The following is a 15,855-nucleotide window of genomic DNA, read 5'->3' on the forward strand; positions in this document are numbered from 1 at the left end:
CCCTCGTCGCCCTTCTCCACCACGAACGCCGAGATCCCCTTCGACCGCAGCGAAGGATCCGTCACCGCCATCACCGTGTAGAACTCCGACACACCCGCGTTGGTGATCCACCGCTTCACACCGTTGAGCACCCAGAAGTCCCCGTCCCGCACCGCCCGGGTCTTCATACCCGCCGCGTCCGAACCCGCCTCCGGCTCCGACAGGCAGTACGAGAACATGCCCTCACCCCGGGCCAGCGCACCCAGGTACTTCGCCTTCAGCTCCTCCGAACCCGACAACTGCACCGGCAGCGAACCCAGCTTGTTCACCGCCGGAATCAGCGAGGAGGACGCACACACCCGCGCCACCTCCTCGATCACGATCACCGTCGCCAGCGCGTCCGCCCCCGCACCGCCGTACTCCTCCGGCACGTGCACCGCGTGCAGATCGTTCGCCTGCAACGCCTCCAGCGCCTCCGAAGGGAACCGCCCCTCCTCGTCCACCGCCGCCGCGAACGGGGCGATCTTCGCCTCGGCCAGCGAACGCACCGACTCACGGAGCATCTCGTGCTCCTCGCTCAGCCGGTAGAGGTCGAAGTCCTTGGTCATGGCAGTCTCCTCGGTGATGGCACTCAGTACCCCCGATTATGCACACTGAGTATCGCCTCGCCCAGCCTTCCGGTCCGGGTCGGTGCTACCGTCCGGGGTATGAGCGAGGTGCATGAGCAGGGCGGAACCACGGCGACCCGGCCGACGATGCGGGACGCCCTGGTGGAGGCGGCGTTCGAGCTGTTCTCGGAGCGGGGCTTCGAGCAGACCACGGTCGACGACATCGTCTCGCTCGCGGGGGTCGGCCGGCGGTCGTTCTTCCGGTACTTCCCGTCGAAGGAGGCGGTGGTCTTCCCGGACCACGACGGCTGCCTGGCGGACATGACGGCGTTCCTGGAGCAGGCCGACCCCGCGGGCGACCCGGTGGGGCAGGTCTGCGACGCGGCCCGGCTGGTGCTGCGGATGTACGCGGGGAACCCGGCGTTCTCCGTGGGGCGCTATCAACTGACCAAGAAGGTACCGAACTTGCGCACCCACGAGCTCTCCGTGGTGTGGCGCTACGAGCGCACCCTGGCGGGCCATCTGCGCACCCGGTACGCGGCCCGGACGGACGGCGCGCTGCGCGCGGACGTGATCGCGGCGGCGGTGGTCGCGGCGCACAACTACGCGCTGCGGGCCTGGCTGCGCTCGGGCGGCGAGGGCGATGTGGGCGCGGCGGTGGACGAGGCGCTGCAGTTGGTGATCGACACCTGGGGCGACGGCGCGGCCGAGGGGCGGGCGGAGTCGCAGGACGAGGAGGTGGTCGTCATGGTGGCCCGCCGGGGTACCCCGATGTGGCGGGTGGTGCAGGGCGTCGAGGCGGCGCTGGAGCCGTGACCGGGCTCCCGGGGCGCTCCCCCGAGCGTCCTCGCAGGCCTCATTCGTCACGCCGATGATCCGATGACCCGACTGGCACTCGGTACCTTTACACGGGGCACTGAGTGCCATACCGTCCTTCTGGCAGACCGCCCCGACCGCACGCCCGCCCGGGCGGCGGTACGGCGGCGCACACCGGCTCAGCCAAGGAGACGGCCATGACCCTCACGCTCGCCCCGGCCGCACCGACGACGGCCCCGACCACCACCACCCCGACCGCCGACCCGCTCGGCCCGCACTTCGTCCCGTCCGGCTTCCGGCAGCAGCCCGAACGCCCGGACGCCGAGACCGAGTTGCACTACCGCCGCTGCCGCTGGTGCCACTCGGCCAGCGCGGTGACCTGCCTGCTGTGCCCGGTGTGCGGGTCGGCCGACCTGGAGCCGGCGGTGGCCTCCGGGCAGGGGACGGTGCAGCGCCTGCTGCGTCCGACCCGCCGGGGCCCGCACCTGGGGCGCCCGTATCTGATCGTGCTGGACGAGGGCTTCACCGTGCAGGCGTCGGTGCTCGGCGGGCTGCCGGGCGCGGTGCCGATCGGCGCCAGGGTGCAGCTGGTGACCAGCGAGGAGGGCGGCCGGGTGCTCACCTTCCGCCTGGTCCCCCGCACCTGACGAGCCGCCGCCTCCGCAACCTGGCACCGAGTGCCACCGACCCCCGCCGCACGGGGCCTTCCTCCGCCCCAACAGGCCGCAGGACGCACGCACTTCGCCCATCCTTCGATCCGGGGGTGCGGGCGTGGCCCGATCCCGTGCACGGAGCGCCACCACGCGGGTAGGGTCGGTGACGTTTGCCGTTCCGGGGGAGGTACTACACGTGCTCGATCTGAGCGCCCATCAGCCGGCCACCGTCTGGCGACCGTTGTCCGGCCCACCGCCAGGAAGGGAGTGGCGCGCCGGTCTGGCGGCCAACCCGGCGGCCCCGGCCGAGGTGCTGTGCCGGTTGCTGGACGGCATGGCCGAGGGCGACGGCCCGAGCTGGCCGGCGCAGCGGCCGGAGTTGCCGGGCCGCGTGGTGGAGGCGGCGCTGCGGCACCCGCACTGGCGGGTCCGGGCGGCGCTGGCGGAGCGTCCGGGGCTGTCGCCGGTGGTGCTGGGGGCGCTGGCCGCGGACCGCGAGCGCCGGGTGCGCCGGGCCGCGGCGTCGGCGGCGCACTCGGTGCCGCTGCCGGAGCGGACACTGGCGGCGCTGGCGGCCGACCGCGACCCGGACACCCGCCGCCGGGTGCCGGGGTGCGCGGGCCTGCCGGAGGAACTGCTGGTGCACCTCGCGCAGGACGATTCGCCGCTGGTGCGGGCCGCGGCGGTGGCGGCGGACAGCTGGGCCCGGTTGCCGGCCCGGGTGCGCACGGCGCTGCGCGCGGACCGCGATCCGGCGGTGCGGGCGGCGGTGCAGCGCGCGCTGCGGGTGGAGCGTCCGCTGCCGGTGACGCTGGCGGGGTACATCGCGGAGAGCGACCCGGTGCGCCGGGAGCGGACGGCGGCGGGGGCCGCCCTGGAGCGGGCGCTCGGCGAGTGGCTGGTGCTGGACGACGACCCGCGGATCCGCCGGGCGGCGGCGGGCAATCCCCGGTTGCCGACGGACCTGGCGCTGGCCCTGGCGGCCGACCCGGACGCGGCGGTGCGTCTCGCGGTGTCGCTGCGGCCGGATCTGACCGAGCGGCAGCGTTCCGCGGTCGTCTACCAGGTGCCGGACGCGGCGCCGCCCGAGCTGCCCTGGGTGGCCGAAAGGGCCGAGGATCCGGCGGAGTTGCTGCGCCTGGCCCGCTCGGGGCATCCGCTGGTGCGGCGCGCGGTGGCGGCGCTGGAGCGGCTGCCGGGCGAGGTGGTGGCGCTGCTGGCGCGGGACCCGGAGCTGACGGTGCGCCTGGCGCTGGCGGAGCACTGTACGGACGCGCCGGGCGAGTTGCTGCGATCGGTGTACGCGGAGCTGCTGGGCCCGTCCTCGCTGCCGGGCCTGGAACGGTTCGCCGCGCCGGGGCTGGCGCGGTGGGCGGAGCGGCCGGAGCCGGCGCTGCGGCTGGCGGCGCTGCGCGATCCGGAGCTGGCGCCGGAGGTGCTGGCGCGGCTGGCGGAGGATGCGGACGAGACGGTGGCGCGGGCGGCGGCGGGCGATCCGCGGTTGCCGCTGGACGTGCTGCTGGGGCTGCTGGAGCCGGGCGCGCAGCCGGTTGCGGCGGCGGCGAATCCGGCGCTGCCGGTGCCGTTCATGCTGCGGCTGCTGGAGCTGGCGGCGGAGGGCTGAGCCGAGCCGACACCCGTGGAATAGCGGCCGATGGGTGAACGTTCAACCACCTGTCGGGCCACGGAGGTCCGGCAGAGGAACCGGAGAACGGCAAGGAGCACGGCATGACCACCGACTTCCGCCAGCGGACCACCGGCCTGCCCACCGAGCAGGCGAGCCTCCACCAGGGGACGGTCGCCGAACGCTGGGCGCGCGCCCAGCTGTTCTTCGACTCCAAGGCGTACGCGGACGCCGCCCGGATCCTCGCCGAGCTGGTCGAGGAGGCCCCGGAGCAGGTCGGCCCGCGGCTGCTGCTGGCCCGGTCGTACTACCACTCCGCCCAGCTGCGCCGCGCCGAGGAGCAGCTGCGCGCGGTGATCGAGCGCGACCCGGTGGAGCACTACGCGCACCTCGTCCTCGGCCGCGTCCTGGAGCGCCAGGGCCGTCACGCCGAAGCGGTGCCGTACCTGCGCCTGGCCGCCGCGTTCGAGGGCACCTTCCCGCAGGACTGACGACGGACACCGCCCCCGACAGCACGCCGCCCCCGACGGGTTCCCGCCCGCCGGGGGCGGTGTGCTTCGGGGGGCGCCGTGCTGTCGGCGCTCGGCGGGCGTCCCTGTCAGGCTGGAGGGGGGCGTCGAGGATGCGGAGGTGCGCGCGATGCGGACGTTGGAGGAGCAGATCGAGGTGACCGCCCCGATGGGGACGGCGTGGTCGCAGTTGCACCGGGTGGCGGAGTATCCGCAGTTCGTCGGCGGGGTGGTGCACGCCACCGCGCGGGGGCGGCGGCACGCGGATCTGGACGTGGAGATCGCCGGTGAGCGGCACCGGGTGGACGCGGAGCTGACCGATCACGGCCGGGGCCGGGTGATGAGCTGGGAGACCGTGGACGGCCCGCCGCTGCGCGGCACTTTCGCGCTGCGCCCGCTGGACGCCGCGCACACCCAGGTGCAGGTGCGCCTGGAGTACGACCCGGACGAGCTGAAGGAGGCGGTCGGCGGTCCGCGCGGGTTCGCGCAGAGCAAGGCGGTGGAGGAGGCGGTGCGGACCGATCTGGAGCTGTTCAAGCAGCTGTGCGAGGAGTGATCGAGGGCTCGGCGCCACCGGCGGCGCCACCGGGGGGCGCGCCGATCGGCAGTTCGGCCCAGATGACCTTGCCGCTGGTGGGGTAGCGGGTGCCCCAGCGTTCGGCGAGCTGGGCGACCAGGAACAGGCCGCGCCCGCCTTCGTCGGTGTCGGTGGCATGCCGCAGGTGCGGGGAGGTCGCGGAGCCGTCCCAGACCTCGCAGATCAGCGCGCGGTCGCGCAGCAGCCGGACCCGGATCGGCCCGCTGGCGTGCCGGATCGCGTTGGTGATCAGTTCGCTGAGCACGAGTTCGGCGGCGAACGCCTGCTCGGTCAGGCCCCACTCGTCGAGCCGGCGGGTGACGGCGGCCCGTACCCGGGCGACGGCGGCCGGGTCGGCGGGGACGTCCCAGTCGGCGACGTGGTCGGCGGGCACTGCCCGGGTGCGGGCCACCAGCAGGGCGATGTCGTCGGCGGGGCTGGCGGGCAGCAGCGCGTCGAGCAGGTCGTCGCAGGTCTGACGGGGGCTGCGGCCGGGGTGGGCGAGTGCGGCGCGCAGCAGTTTCATGCCGTGGTCGAGGTCGTGGGCCCGGGATTCCACCAGTCCGTCGGTGTACAGCACCAGCCGGGTGCCCTCGGGGAGTTCCAACTCGGCGGTCTCGTACGGCAGTTGTCCGACGCCGAGGGGGAGGCCGCCGGGCAGGTCGGGGATCTCCACGTGGCCGTCGGGGTGCACGATGGCGGGCGGCAGGTGGCCGGCCCGGGCGAAGGTGCAGCGCCGGGTGACGGGGTCGTAGACGGCGTACAGGCAGGTCGCGCCGGTGATCGGGCGTTCGCCGCCGTCGGGGCGGGGGTTCTCCTGGTCGAGGCGGTTGACCAGGGCGTCGAGGTGGCCGAGCAGTTCCGCGGGGGCCAGGTCGAGCGAGGAGAAGGTGTGCACGGCGGTGCGCAGCCGTCCCATGGTGGCGGCGGCGTGCACGCCGTGGCCGACCACGTCGCCGACCACCAGGGCGACCCGGGCGCCGGAGAGCGGGATCACGTCGAACCAGTCGCCGCCGACGCCGGCCTGCGCGGGCAGGTAGCGGGAGGCGACTTCGAGGGCCTGTTGTTCGGGCAGGCCGGCGGGCAGCAGGCTGTGCTGGAGCGCGACGGCCATGGTGTGTTCGCGGGTGTAGCGGCGGGCGTTGTCGACCAGGACGGCGGCGCGGGCGGTGAGTTCCTCGGCAAGCGTGCCGTCCTCGTCGTCGAAGGCGGGCCGGGGCCGGGCGCGCCAGAAGGTGGCGACGCCGAGCAGGGTGTCGCCGACGCTGAGCGGCGCCGCGATCAGGGTGTGCACCTGTTCGTCGCGCATGGCGTCGACGGTGCCGGGGCGGACTTCGTCCCACACGTCGAGCGCCGCGGACAGGTCGGGTTCGACCACGGAGCGGGCGGTGGCGACGGCCCGGGCGCGCGGGGTGCCGGGGACGAGCGGCACGGCCGAGCCCGGAAGGAGCAGCGGGGGCCGGGCGGTGATGCCGGCGAGTGCGGCCCGGTGCAGCGCCCCGTGCCGGCCGGGGCGGGGTTCACCGCCGTCCAGGACGCCCTCGCAGAGGTCGACGCAGGCGAAGTCGGCGAAGGCGGGGACGAGTGCCGCGGCGAGTTCCTCGCAGGTGCGGGTGATGTCGAGGGTGGTGCCGATGGAGCCGCCGGCCCGGTAGAGCAGTTCGAGGCGGCGGCGGGCGGTGTCCGGGTTGGCGGGGGCGGCGGTGTCGCGCAGCGTGGCCAGCAGGCAGGGCGGGCCGCCGGCCCGGTCGGTGTGGCGCAGATCGAGGCCGAGGGTGCGGCCGTGCGCGGTGATGCGCGTGTCGGTGAGGTCCGCGCCGCCGTCCAGCAGGGTGAGCAGTTCGTCGGGGAGGCGGAGGGCGCGTACGGGGCGGCTCTCGCAGTCGGTGGGCAGTTCGAGCAGTCGGCGGGCCTCGTCGTTGGCGTACAGCAGGTGCCGGTCGGCGTCGATCAGCAGCAGGCCTTCGCGGACGACGGCCGGTTCGGGGTCCGCCCGGCGGGGCGCCCGGTGCGCTTCGGACGTGTCGTCGCTCATCCGTGCCGTCCGGTCTGCGCGGAGGTCACCGGGGCCGGCGGGCCGAAGCGGGGGCTCGTGGACGTCCGGCGCGGGGAGGTCCGGCCCGCCGCGCGCTGTCCGCCGGGTGCTGCCCGAAACCGGGTCATACGCCCATTCCTACACTCCCCGCTCCGACCGGGCCAACGGCGGCGCCCGGGTTTCGCCCGCCGATGTGCCGCCCTTAACGTGCCCTTACGCCTCTCGTCAGCGGCCGCGCGCGGCTCATTGGCGTTCCAGTTCGGCGCGGACCCGGCGGGAGGGCTGGAAGGCGTACAGGTCGAGCACGTCGGGTGGTTCGGCCAGGCCGGGGCCTCCGGCGGCGACCCAGGCGGTGATGTCGGCGGCGGCGGCGCGGTCGTTGACCTGGCCGAGCCAGACCGGGCGTCCGCCCGCCCGGCGGCCTTCGGCGGAGGGCTGGACGACGATGACGTTGGCCCGCTCGCAGGCGTCGAGGCAGTCGGTGCGCCGGATCGCGGCAATGCCGGCCAGTGCGGTGCGCAGGTCGACGAGCTGGGCCTCGTGGTCCAGGCGGGGGACTTTGGCGGCGGTGCCGCAGCAGCAGCCGCGGCAGACCGTGACGGTGCAGCGCGCTGTCTCCTGGCGGGGGTGGCTCATGCGGTGCTCCCCGCTCGCCGGGCCCGGGTCCAGGCGGATTCGCGCAGCAGGCGCAGGCCGTTGAGGCCGACCAGGACGGTGGAGCCCTCGTGGCCGAGCACGCCGAGCGGCAGCGGGAGGTCGGCGACCAGGTCCCACACCACCAGGACGGTGATGAACGTCGCGGCGATCGCCAGGTTCTGCACCACCAGCGCGCGGGCCCGGCGGGAGAGCGCGACCACGGCCGGGACGGTGGCGAGTTCGTCGCGGACGATGACGGCGTCGGCGGTCTCCAGGGCCAGGTCGGATCCGGCCCGGCCCATCGCGATGCCGGTGTGCGCGGCGGCCAGCGCGGGCGCGTCGTTCACGCCGTCGCCGATCACCAGTACCTTCCGCCCGGCGGTCTCCCACTCCTTGACGGCGGCGGCCTTGTCCTGCGGCAGCAGCCGGGCCCGGACCTCGCCGAGGCCGGCTTCCTCGGCCAACTGCCTTGCGGCGCGCGGGTTGTCGCCGGTGAGCAGCACGGGGGCGGCGCCGGTGAGTGCCGTCAGTGCGCGGACGGTGGCGGCGGCGTCGGGGCGCAGCCGGTCGGCGATGCCGAGGACGCCGACGGGGGTGCCGTCGATGGCGACCACGACGGCGGTGCGCCCGGCGTCCTCGAGTTCCGCGACGGCTGCGCCGGTGGCCGGGCAGTCGCGTTCGGGGGCGCGGACGGTGACGGTGTGTCCGCCGACGGTGGCGGTGACGCCGACACCGGGTGTGGAGCTGAAGTCCGCGGCGGTGGCGAGGGTGAGCCGGCGGCTGCGGGCGGCCTCGACGACGGCGCGGGCGAGGGGGTGTTCGCTGGGGTGCTCGGCGGCGGCGGCCGCCGCGAGGACGTGGTCCTCCGTCAGGCCGGAGTCGGCCTGTGGGCGGATGTCGGTGACGCGGGGGGTGCCCTCGGTGAGGGTGCCGGTCTTGTCGAGGGCGACGGCGTCGATCTGGCCGAGGCGTTCCATCACCACGGCGGATTTCACCAGGACGCCGTGCCGGCCGGCGTTGGCGATGGCGGACAGCAGCGGCGGCATGGTGGCGAGGACCACCGCGCAGGGCGAGGCGACGATCATGAAGGTCATCGCGCGCAGCAGTGACCCGGTGAAGGCCGCGCCGAGGGCGAGTGGGACCGCGAAGATCGCGAGGGTGGCGGCCACCATGCCGAGCGAGTACCGCTGTTCGACCTTTTCGATGAACAGCTGGGTGGGGGCCTTGGTCTCGGACGCCTCCTCGACCATGGCGACGATCCGGGCGATCACGGAGTCCGCGGCGTCCCGTTCGACCCGCACCCGCAGCGCGCCGGTGCCGTTCAGGGTGCCGGCGAACACCTCGTCGCCGGTGTGCTTGGCGACCGGCAGGGGCTCGCCGGTGATGGTGGCCTGGTCGACCTCGCTGGCGCCGTCCAGGACCCGGCCGTCCGCGCCGATCCGCTCGCCGGGCCGGACCAGCACCGTGTCGCCGACGGCCAGGTGCTCGACGGGGACGGTCTCCTCGCCCGCGTCGGTGAGCCGGGTGGCGGTGGCGGGGGCCAGGTCGAGCAGGCCGCGTACCGAGTCGGCGGTGCGGGCGGTGGCGATCGCCTCCAGTGCGCCGGAGGTGGCGAAGATGACGATCAGCAGGGCGCCGTCCAGCACCTGGCCGACGGCCGCCGCGCCCAGTGCCGCCACGATCATCAGCAGGTCGACGTCGAGGGTCTTCTCCTTCAGTGCCTGGAGTCCGGCCCAGCCGGGCTCCCAGCCGCCGGTGGCGTACGCGAGGGCGTACAGCGGGCCCCATGCCCAGGCGGGGGCGCCGGCCAGGTCCAGCGGGAGGGCGACCAGGAACAGCAGCAGCGCGGCCAGCGCCCACCGGGCCTCGGGCAGCGCCAGGACGCGGGTGCGCCGTTTCGGCGGGGCCGGGCGGGGCCCGGCGGTGGGCGGCGCGGGCCGCCGGTCCAGGACGGAAGACATGGGCGGGGCAACCCTTCGCGGGGCGGGACGACAACCCCTCCACCATACCGGAACATCTGAACAGGTCTTCATGTGTAACCGGTATGATGAGGCCATGGGCCACGGAATCGACACCGCCAGCAGCGCCACCACCCGCGAACGCCTGGACGCCGTCGGAACCGCCGATGTCGCGGCCACCCTCCAGGCCCTGGCCACCCCCTCCCGCCTGCACATCCTGGCCCGGCTCCAGGAGGGCCCCTGCTCGGTGGGCGACCTCGCCGAGGCCGTCGGCCTGGAGGCCTCCGCCTGCTCGCACCAACTGCGGCTGCTGCGCAACCTCGGCCTGGTCACCGGCGAGCGCCACGGCCGCTCGATCGTCTACGCGCTGTACGACAATCACGTCGCCGAGCTGCTCGACCAGGCGCTCTACCACGTGGAGCACCTGCGCCTGGGCATCCGCGACACACCTCCCGCCGCCGACTGACGCCTCCCCCGTGTCCAGCATGTGGGACCCCGGGCGCGGGGGCGGAGGCGGGCGGGGTTTAGATGGCGGATGTAGAAGCCAAGCATCAGCATCTGCGCGAAGAAGGTCCCGCCATGCCCCACATCACCGTCGACTACTCGCCACAGCTGGCCGACTCCTTCGACCGCCCCGGATTCGTCCGCGAGCTGCACCCGCTGGTCCGTGAGTGGGTGGCCTCCCGGGGCGTGTGCAAGACCTTCTTCCGCCAGGCCGCGGAGACCTGGGTGGGCGACGCGGACGGCCAGTTGACCGCCTTCGTGCACATCGCCATCGGCCTGCTGCCGGGTCGGCCGGAGGGGCTGAAGGCGCGCCTGTCCGAGGAGGTGCTGCGCCTGCTCGACAAGCACCTGCGGCCCGTCCTCGGCCGCGAAGTGGTCCGCTCGGCCGAGGTCCGCGACCTCAGCCCGTCCTACCGCCTGCGCACCGGCTGGTGACGGGCGCCCTCACCGCTTCAGGAACCGTGCCAGCTCCGCGTTCACCTGCTCCGCCCGGGTGTACGGCAGGGCGTGGTGGGAGACGCCGTCGAGGGTGCGAATCACGGCCTGCGGGAGCAGGCGTTCGGCCCGCGCGGTGAGGGTGCGCGGGTTGTGGGAGCGGCTGTTCGCGGCGGCCAGCAGCAGGCAGCGGGCGCGGAGGGTCGCGAGCGCCTCGGGGGTGGGGCGAGGACCGGTGACGGGGCGGGCGGCGGGGAAGGTCGCGGCCAGGCCGTGCAGGCGGGTCCAGTCCGGGTCGAGCGGGACGCCGCCGGTCTCCCAGGCGAGGAACGCCCGGGCGCGGGCCTCGCTCGGGCGGGCCAGCATGGGCGCCGCGTGCAGGAGGTAGCGGGGCGCGTAGCCGGTGAAGCAGCCGGTGGGGTCGAGCAGCGCGAGGCGCTCGATCCGGTCGGGGCGGCTCAGGGCGTGGTTCAGCGCGATCCAGCCGCCGTAGGAATGCCCGCACAGGTCGATGCGGTCCAGGCCGAGCCCGTCCAGGACGGCGTCCAGCCAGCCGTGCAGGTCCTCGACGCGGCGCACCGGCTGTCGCCCGCCGCGCGCGGAGCGGCCCGCCTCGCCGATCCGGTCCACCGCGAACACCCGCGCCTCGCGGGCGAGTTCACCGGCGTTGGCCCACCAGCTCGCCGCCGTGGCGCCGCCGCCGTGGAGCAGCACCAGCGGCGGGCCGCCGGCCGGTCCGGCGGCGTTGACCCGGGTGGTGCCGTACGGCGTCTCGACATCGATCGTCTCGACCGGGACGGGCCAGCGGCTCAGCAGGGTGTCGTACGCGGACAGGAAGGCGGAACGGTCGAACGCCATGACGCAGCCTCCACGGACAGGATTTCTCTCGCCGGGCGAGTGTCTCGCTCAGCGGGATACTATGCGGCCGCATCTCCGCAGTGCCTGGTCCCGGCCCCGGCGCACCTGCCCGCGACGTGTGGCGTCGGCCTGCGGTCGATGCGGCGCGCGGTGAGGTACTGGTGCGGGGGGAAGGGCGCGCGCATGCACCAATGACCCGGAAGAGCCGGGTCAGTCGGAGAGGCCGCGGTGGCGGGAGATCCCCGGGATCATGCCGACGGAGGACGCCAGGCTCTTCCCTTCCTCGCCGCTGAGCACCCGGTACGCGGTGTTGAAGGGGAAGGACGTCAGCCCGAGCACCCGGACGGCGTGGCCGGCCGAGTCACCGCCGGCGTCGGTCCACTCTCCGCCGTAGCAGCGGACCATCACCTCGCCGGTGTAGGCGCCGACCAGCGACCACCACATCGCCATCCGCGAGTCGCCCAGCGGCCCGTCGGCGTTCAACTCGGCGCAGACCGCGTCGAGTTCGGCCAGGCTGGCGACGGTCCAGTCCAGCTGTCGGCGGTGGTTGTCGGCGACCAGCGCCACGCACTGCTCGGCGGTGAACGCCAGTGCGGCGACGGGCACTTCCGCTGTCTGCTGCGGCTCTCGTTCCATGCCGGAGATCCTTCCGGGCCAACGACCGTTCGTGCCAACGGTTTTCGTCCGCACACTGGCCAACGCCCCGCCAGGAGGAGTCTCAAGCCTGGAGCGAGGCGAGCGTGACCACCGTGATGTCGGACGGCGCGCCGACGCGGACCGGTGGACCCCAGGCGCCGGCGCCGCGGGTGACGTAGAGCTGGGTGTCGCCGTAGCGCTCAAGGCCGGCGACGGTCGGGTTGGCCAGTTCGGCGAAGTAGTTGCCGGGCCAGAGCTGGCCGCCGTGGGTGTGGCCCGAGAGTTGGAGGTCCACCCCGTGGCGGACGCTGTCGTGGATGGTCACCGGCTGGTGGGCCATCAGGACGGCGGCCCGGTTGCGGTCGCGGTCGCCCAAGGCGCGTACATAGTCGGGGCCTTGGCCCTGCGAGGTGCCGGCGATGTCGTTGACTCCCGCGAGGTCGAACCAGGGCAGTTCGGCGCGGGCGTTCTCCAGCGGGTGGACGCCGAGCTCGCGGACGAAGTCGATCCACGGTGCGGCGCCCGAGAAGTACTCGTGGTTGCCGGTGACGAAGTACGCGCCGTCCTTGGCCCGCAGGTCTGCCAACGGGCGTGCGGCGGGGCCGAGTTCGGGGACGGTGCCGTCGACCAGGTCGCCCACGACGGCGATCAGGTCGGGCTGGGTGGCGTTGATGGTGTCGACGATCCGCCGGGTGTGCGCCCGGCCGAGTATCGGGCCGAGGTGGATGTCGCTGACCACGGCGATCCGGTAGCCGTGTGCGGGGCGCGGCAGTTTCGCCAGCGGCACCGTCACCTGCTTGACCTGCGGCCCGCGCAGCACCCCGTACGTGCCGTTGCCCACCACGCCGACGGCGACTCCGGCGGCCGCGCCGGCCACCACCCGGGACACGAACAGCCGCCGCGAGGGCTCCCCGGGCGTCCCAACCTGCCGAGGCGTCTCAGTCTCGGCGGGCGCCTCACCCTCGGCAGGCGCCTCACCCTCGGCGGGCGCCTCACCCTCGGCGGGCCCCACCTCGGCGGCAGCCTCCGCCTCCCGCACCGCGGTCGGCCGGCCCTCGCGGCGCGGGAGGCGGAGCAGCAGGGGGCGCAGCAGTTCGCCGGCCAGCAGGGCGAGCAGGAGGTAGAGGAGGACGGCCATCCAGAGGTAGCCGGGCCAGGCGAACCAGCGTTCCACGGCGAGCGGGAAGGCCCGGCCGCCGACCAGGGCCAGCAGGGACAGGACGGGCAGCAGGACGGCGAGCACGCTGCCTGCTCGCCGGTACCGGCTGCCGGGGCGGGAGACGTCGCGGACCAGTCGCCGCCACACGTACCAGTGCGCCACCCCGAGCAGGCCGAGCGCCGCCGCCACCCCCATCACCGCGATCACCATGCGGGCAAGTATCGGGGCTCCGTGATCGCGGGCTGTGACCGGGGTGCCGTTCTGTTCGACCGGGCGTGGTCGTCCGGGTGCGGGGCGTGCCGGTGCGGGTGCGGTTCCTGTGAGCCCTCCCACATCGCGGTGGGCTTCTACGATCCTCGATAGTCGGTGTGCGGACCGGTCCGCCGGGCTGCCGCCGGCGCTCCCCCGTCCGCTCGCCGGAGCCTACCGCGACTTCGCAGGTCAGAGGCCCCCGGTGGCCGCCGGCCGACGCTCGGTCCCGGCCCGGCCCGGAGCCGTCGCAGCCGGCGTGACCGTCCGTCCTCCGGCCCGCCCGCTACTACGGGGCGTAGTTTCCGGCCTCTTTGAGCCACTTTCCGCGATCTGCCAAGAATGTCCCCCGTCCGCCGGGCAGTCCGGTCGGCCTCCCCGGCCGCCGTCCGCTGCCACGTTCGTCCGATTGCCGCGCTGCACCGTGTTCCTGCGCCGTGCTCCAGGGTGCGGCGCCGGTGCCGTGCGTGCCGGTCGGCGGGCCGCCGTGTCCCACCGGCCGTCCGGCCCGTACAAGAAGAGATCGCCATGCCGTCGCATCGCCGCCGCCCGTCCAGCCTTTCGAAGGTGCTCGGTCTTTCGAAGACGCTCCGCCGCCACCGCCATGCCGTGGTGACGGGTGTGGCGACCGTCGCGGTCGCGGGTGCCACCGCGCTGGCCGTCGTGGTTCCGCAGCACTCGACCCCGGCGGGCGCCGCGGCCCGGCCGGCGAGCAGCATGCCGCTCGCGGCGGACGCTCTCCCCTCGCAGGACGCCGCGTCCGCGCAGGCCGCCGCCGAAGCGAGCGCCAGTGCCAGTGCCAGCGCGTCCGCCCGGGCCGAGGCGGAGGCGAAGGCCAAGGCGGACGCGGCGGCCAGTGCGAGCGCGAGCGCGAGCGCGAGTGCGAGCGCCGAGGCGAAGGCCAGGGCGGACGCCGAGGCGGCGTCCCGGTCGCAGCAGCGCCAGGCGCTGGCGAGCAGCAAGCCGTCCGCCGCCGCGTCCCCGTCCGTGTCCGCGTCGGCCGTCGCCAAGGCGCTCAGCGGGACGCCGCAGCAGATCGCGGCGCAGCTCGTTCCGGCCGGGCAGTTGCAGTGCTTCAACAACATCGTGGAGCGCGAGAGCGGCTGGAATGTGCACGCGACCAACCCGTCCTCGGGTGCGTACGGGCTGATGCAGGCGCTGCCGGGTTCGAAGATGGCCTCGGTGGGCGCGGACTGGCGGGACAACCCGGCGACCCAGATCAAGTGGGGCCTGCAGTACATGAACCAGACGTACGGCAGCCCGTGTGCGGCGTGGTCGTTCTGGCAGGCGCACAACTGGTACTGAGGGCTGTTGGTCCCGGCCTCCGGGGGACGTTCGGCACGGTGTGTGCGCAGCTCCACCACCATGCGTACATCTGACGATACGTCAGCAAGTCGCGGCGTTCCGCCCTCTATCCGGACATTTCATCGCACGACCGTGTTCATTTGGTGAAGATTCAGCGAACTTCCCATGTCCGCTGTCCGGAATAGCCGCTTTAGAGCGGCTTCCGACCTTTGCCTGAGGCTGTCCCCGCCCCTAGCCTCCCGCCCATGGCCCCACCACTGATCACCGTCGTGCTCCCCGCTTACGACGAGCAGGAACAACTGAAGGAGTGTCTCGACTCCCTGCTCGGACAGTCCTTCCGCGAGTTCGAGATCATCGTGGTCCGGACGCCCTCCCCGCACTGTCCGGAGGAGCGGCTGGTGGAGGCGTACGAGCTGCGCGACGCCCGGGTGCGGGTGCTGCGGCTGGACACGGAGACCGGCATCGGGCGGGTCCGGATGGCGGGCGCGGCGCACGCGCGTGGCGAGTACCTGCTGTTCCTGGACGCCGACCACCTGCTGCCGGCGGACGCGTTCGAGGCGATGGCCGCCCGGCTCGCCGAGACCGGCGAGGTCGATCTGCTGCTGTTCGGCCACAACCGCGAGTACCGGGGCAAGGTGTGGCCGGGCAACGCGGCCGAACTGCTGGACGCCGTCGGCCCGGAGGTGTTCACCCCGGGCGAGCACCCGGAACTGTTCGGCGCCCCGCCGCTGATCTGGGACCGGCTGGTGCGCAGCGGCACCGTTCCGACCTTCCCCGACGGGTTCTACGAGGAGGTCCCGGCAGTGCACCGCTCGCTGTTGGCCGCCTCCCGGATCGCGGTGCTCAACCGCGAGTGCGTCACCATCCGCCGCCGTCACACCCTGCACCCGGCGGGCAGCGAAGGCGCGACCCACTTCGACCTGTTCGACCGCTACGAGGGCACCTTCGAGCTGCTGGACACGCAGCCCGCCGAGGCCCCGCCGGTCAACCCCGAGGTGCGGACCCACCTCTTCACCCGGATGATCCGCCACTACCTGTTCGTCTTCGACCTGCCGGGGACCCTGACCCGCGCCGAGCGCCCGCAGTTCTTCCAACGTGCGGCCGAGCACTACAAGCGTTTCCTCCCGGACGGCTACCGGCGCCCGGACGGCCGCGAGGGCATCAAGTTCTCGCTGCTGGCGTCGAATTCGTACGCCACCTTCGAGGTCGCCAAGTTCTCCCGCCTGGCAGGCGTGCGCCGGTGACGGCGGCGGCGCACGGCGACCGTGCGGGCGCACCTCGGCCTGCGGCAGGGACTCGGAATTCTCCCGCCCC

Annotated in this window: 16 protein-coding genes; 9 read left to right on the top strand and 7 right to left on the bottom strand. The window is 74.2% G+C overall.

Going from position 1 to position 15,855, the window contains the following annotated elements:
- Positions 1-587: acyl-CoA dehydrogenase family protein (locus tag ACZ6R9_RS18085; RefSeq protein WP_380483141.1), on the bottom strand; the 587-nt coding region annotated here is incomplete at its 3' end.
- A 99-nt stretch (positions 588-686) separates the two neighbouring features.
- Here ACZ6R9_RS18085 and ACZ6R9_RS18090 point away from each other — a divergent pair.
- From ACZ6R9_RS18090 to ACZ6R9_RS18110, 5 genes are all read left to right on the top strand, one after another.
- The gene (locus tag ACZ6R9_RS18090; RefSeq protein ID WP_465538860.1) at positions 687-1,403 is read left to right on the top strand and encodes a TetR family transcriptional regulator; all 717 of its coding nucleotides are present in this window, start codon (positions 687-689) and stop codon (positions 1,401-1,403) included.
- Between the two features lie 197 nt (positions 1,404-1,600).
- A complete protein-coding gene (locus tag ACZ6R9_RS18095) occupies positions 1,601-2,050 on the top strand; it encodes a Zn-ribbon domain-containing OB-fold protein (protein WP_380483137.1) in 450 nt (149 codons plus the stop codon).
- A 202-nt stretch (positions 2,051-2,252) separates the two neighbouring features.
- Positions 2,253-3,680: a hypothetical protein gene (locus tag ACZ6R9_RS18100; protein ID WP_465538861.1), complete on the top strand. Its 1,428-nt coding sequence runs from the start codon at positions 2,253-2,255 to the stop codon at positions 3,678-3,680.
- Positions 3,681-3,784: 104 nt separating this feature from the next.
- A complete protein-coding gene (locus ACZ6R9_RS18105; protein ID WP_380483133.1) occupies positions 3,785-4,171 on the top strand; it encodes a tetratricopeptide repeat protein in 387 nt (128 codons plus the stop codon).
- A 148-nt stretch (positions 4,172-4,319) separates the two neighbouring features.
- On the top strand, positions 4,320-4,745 hold the full coding sequence (locus ACZ6R9_RS18110; RefSeq protein WP_380483131.1) for an SRPBCC family protein: 426 nt from the start codon (positions 4,320-4,322) through the stop codon (positions 4,743-4,745).
- Here ACZ6R9_RS18110 and ACZ6R9_RS18115 read toward each other — a convergent pair.
- From ACZ6R9_RS18115 to ACZ6R9_RS18125, 3 genes are all read right to left on the bottom strand, one after another.
- Positions 4,723-6,801 (bottom strand): SpoIIE family protein phosphatase, encoded by a 2,079-nt coding sequence (locus tag ACZ6R9_RS18115; RefSeq protein WP_465538862.1) that lies wholly within the window; start codon positions 6,799-6,801, stop codon positions 4,723-4,725. The genes ACZ6R9_RS18110 and ACZ6R9_RS18115 overlap by 23 nt on opposite strands.
- 243 nt (positions 6,802-7,044) lie before the next feature.
- Positions 7,045-7,437 (bottom strand): (2Fe-2S) ferredoxin domain-containing protein, encoded by a 393-nt coding sequence (locus ACZ6R9_RS18120; RefSeq protein WP_465538863.1) that lies wholly within the window; start codon positions 7,435-7,437, stop codon positions 7,045-7,047.
- Positions 7,434-9,398 (bottom strand): heavy metal translocating P-type ATPase, encoded by a 1,965-nt coding sequence (locus ACZ6R9_RS18125; protein ID WP_465538864.1) that lies wholly within the window; start codon positions 9,396-9,398, stop codon positions 7,434-7,436. The genes ACZ6R9_RS18120 and ACZ6R9_RS18125 overlap by 4 nt, the downstream gene beginning before the upstream one ends.
- Positions 9,399-9,492: 94 nt before the next feature.
- Between ACZ6R9_RS18125 and ACZ6R9_RS18130 the strand changes: the two genes are divergently transcribed.
- Positions 9,493-9,861 (top strand): ArsR/SmtB family transcription factor, encoded by a 369-nt coding sequence (locus ACZ6R9_RS18130; protein WP_380483123.1) that lies wholly within the window; start codon positions 9,493-9,495, stop codon positions 9,859-9,861.
- Positions 9,862-9,974: 113 nt separating this feature from the next.
- Positions 9,975-10,334, top strand: coding sequence for a 5-carboxymethyl-2-hydroxymuconate Delta-isomerase (locus ACZ6R9_RS18135; RefSeq protein ID WP_380483121.1), 360 nt, complete (start codon positions 9,975-9,977; stop codon positions 10,332-10,334).
- A 9-nt stretch (positions 10,335-10,343) separates the two neighbouring features.
- On the opposite strand, the gene ACZ6R9_RS18140 is transcribed toward ACZ6R9_RS18135, so the two are convergent.
- The 3 genes from ACZ6R9_RS18140 to ACZ6R9_RS18150 form a co-directional block, all read right to left on the bottom strand.
- A complete protein-coding gene (locus ACZ6R9_RS18140; RefSeq protein ID WP_380483119.1) occupies positions 10,344-11,192 on the bottom strand; it encodes an alpha/beta fold hydrolase in 849 nt (282 codons plus the stop codon).
- A gap of 210 nt (positions 11,193-11,402) precedes the next feature.
- Positions 11,403-11,828: a hypothetical protein gene (locus ACZ6R9_RS18145; RefSeq protein ID WP_465538865.1), complete on the bottom strand. Its 426-nt coding sequence runs from the start codon at positions 11,826-11,828 to the stop codon at positions 11,403-11,405.
- 82 nt (positions 11,829-11,910) lie between these two features.
- Positions 11,911-13,197: a metallophosphoesterase gene (locus ACZ6R9_RS18150; protein ID WP_465538866.1), complete on the bottom strand. Its 1,287-nt coding sequence runs from the start codon at positions 13,195-13,197 to the stop codon at positions 11,911-11,913.
- Positions 13,198-13,764: 567 nt separating this feature from the next.
- On the opposite strand from ACZ6R9_RS18150, the gene ACZ6R9_RS18155 reads away from it, so the two are divergent.
- On the top strand, positions 13,765-14,541 hold the full coding sequence (locus ACZ6R9_RS18155; protein WP_465538867.1) for an aggregation-promoting factor C-terminal-like domain-containing protein: 777 nt from the start codon (positions 13,765-13,767) through the stop codon (positions 14,539-14,541).
- A gap of 245 nt (positions 14,542-14,786) precedes the next feature.
- On the top strand, positions 14,787-15,785 hold the full coding sequence (locus ACZ6R9_RS18160; RefSeq protein WP_380483113.1) for a glycosyltransferase family 2 protein: 999 nt from the start codon (positions 14,787-14,789) through the stop codon (positions 15,783-15,785).
- Positions 15,786-15,855 lie beyond the last annotated feature (70 nt).

It is taken from the genome of Kitasatospora sp. NPDC048662 (assembly GCF_055587065.1).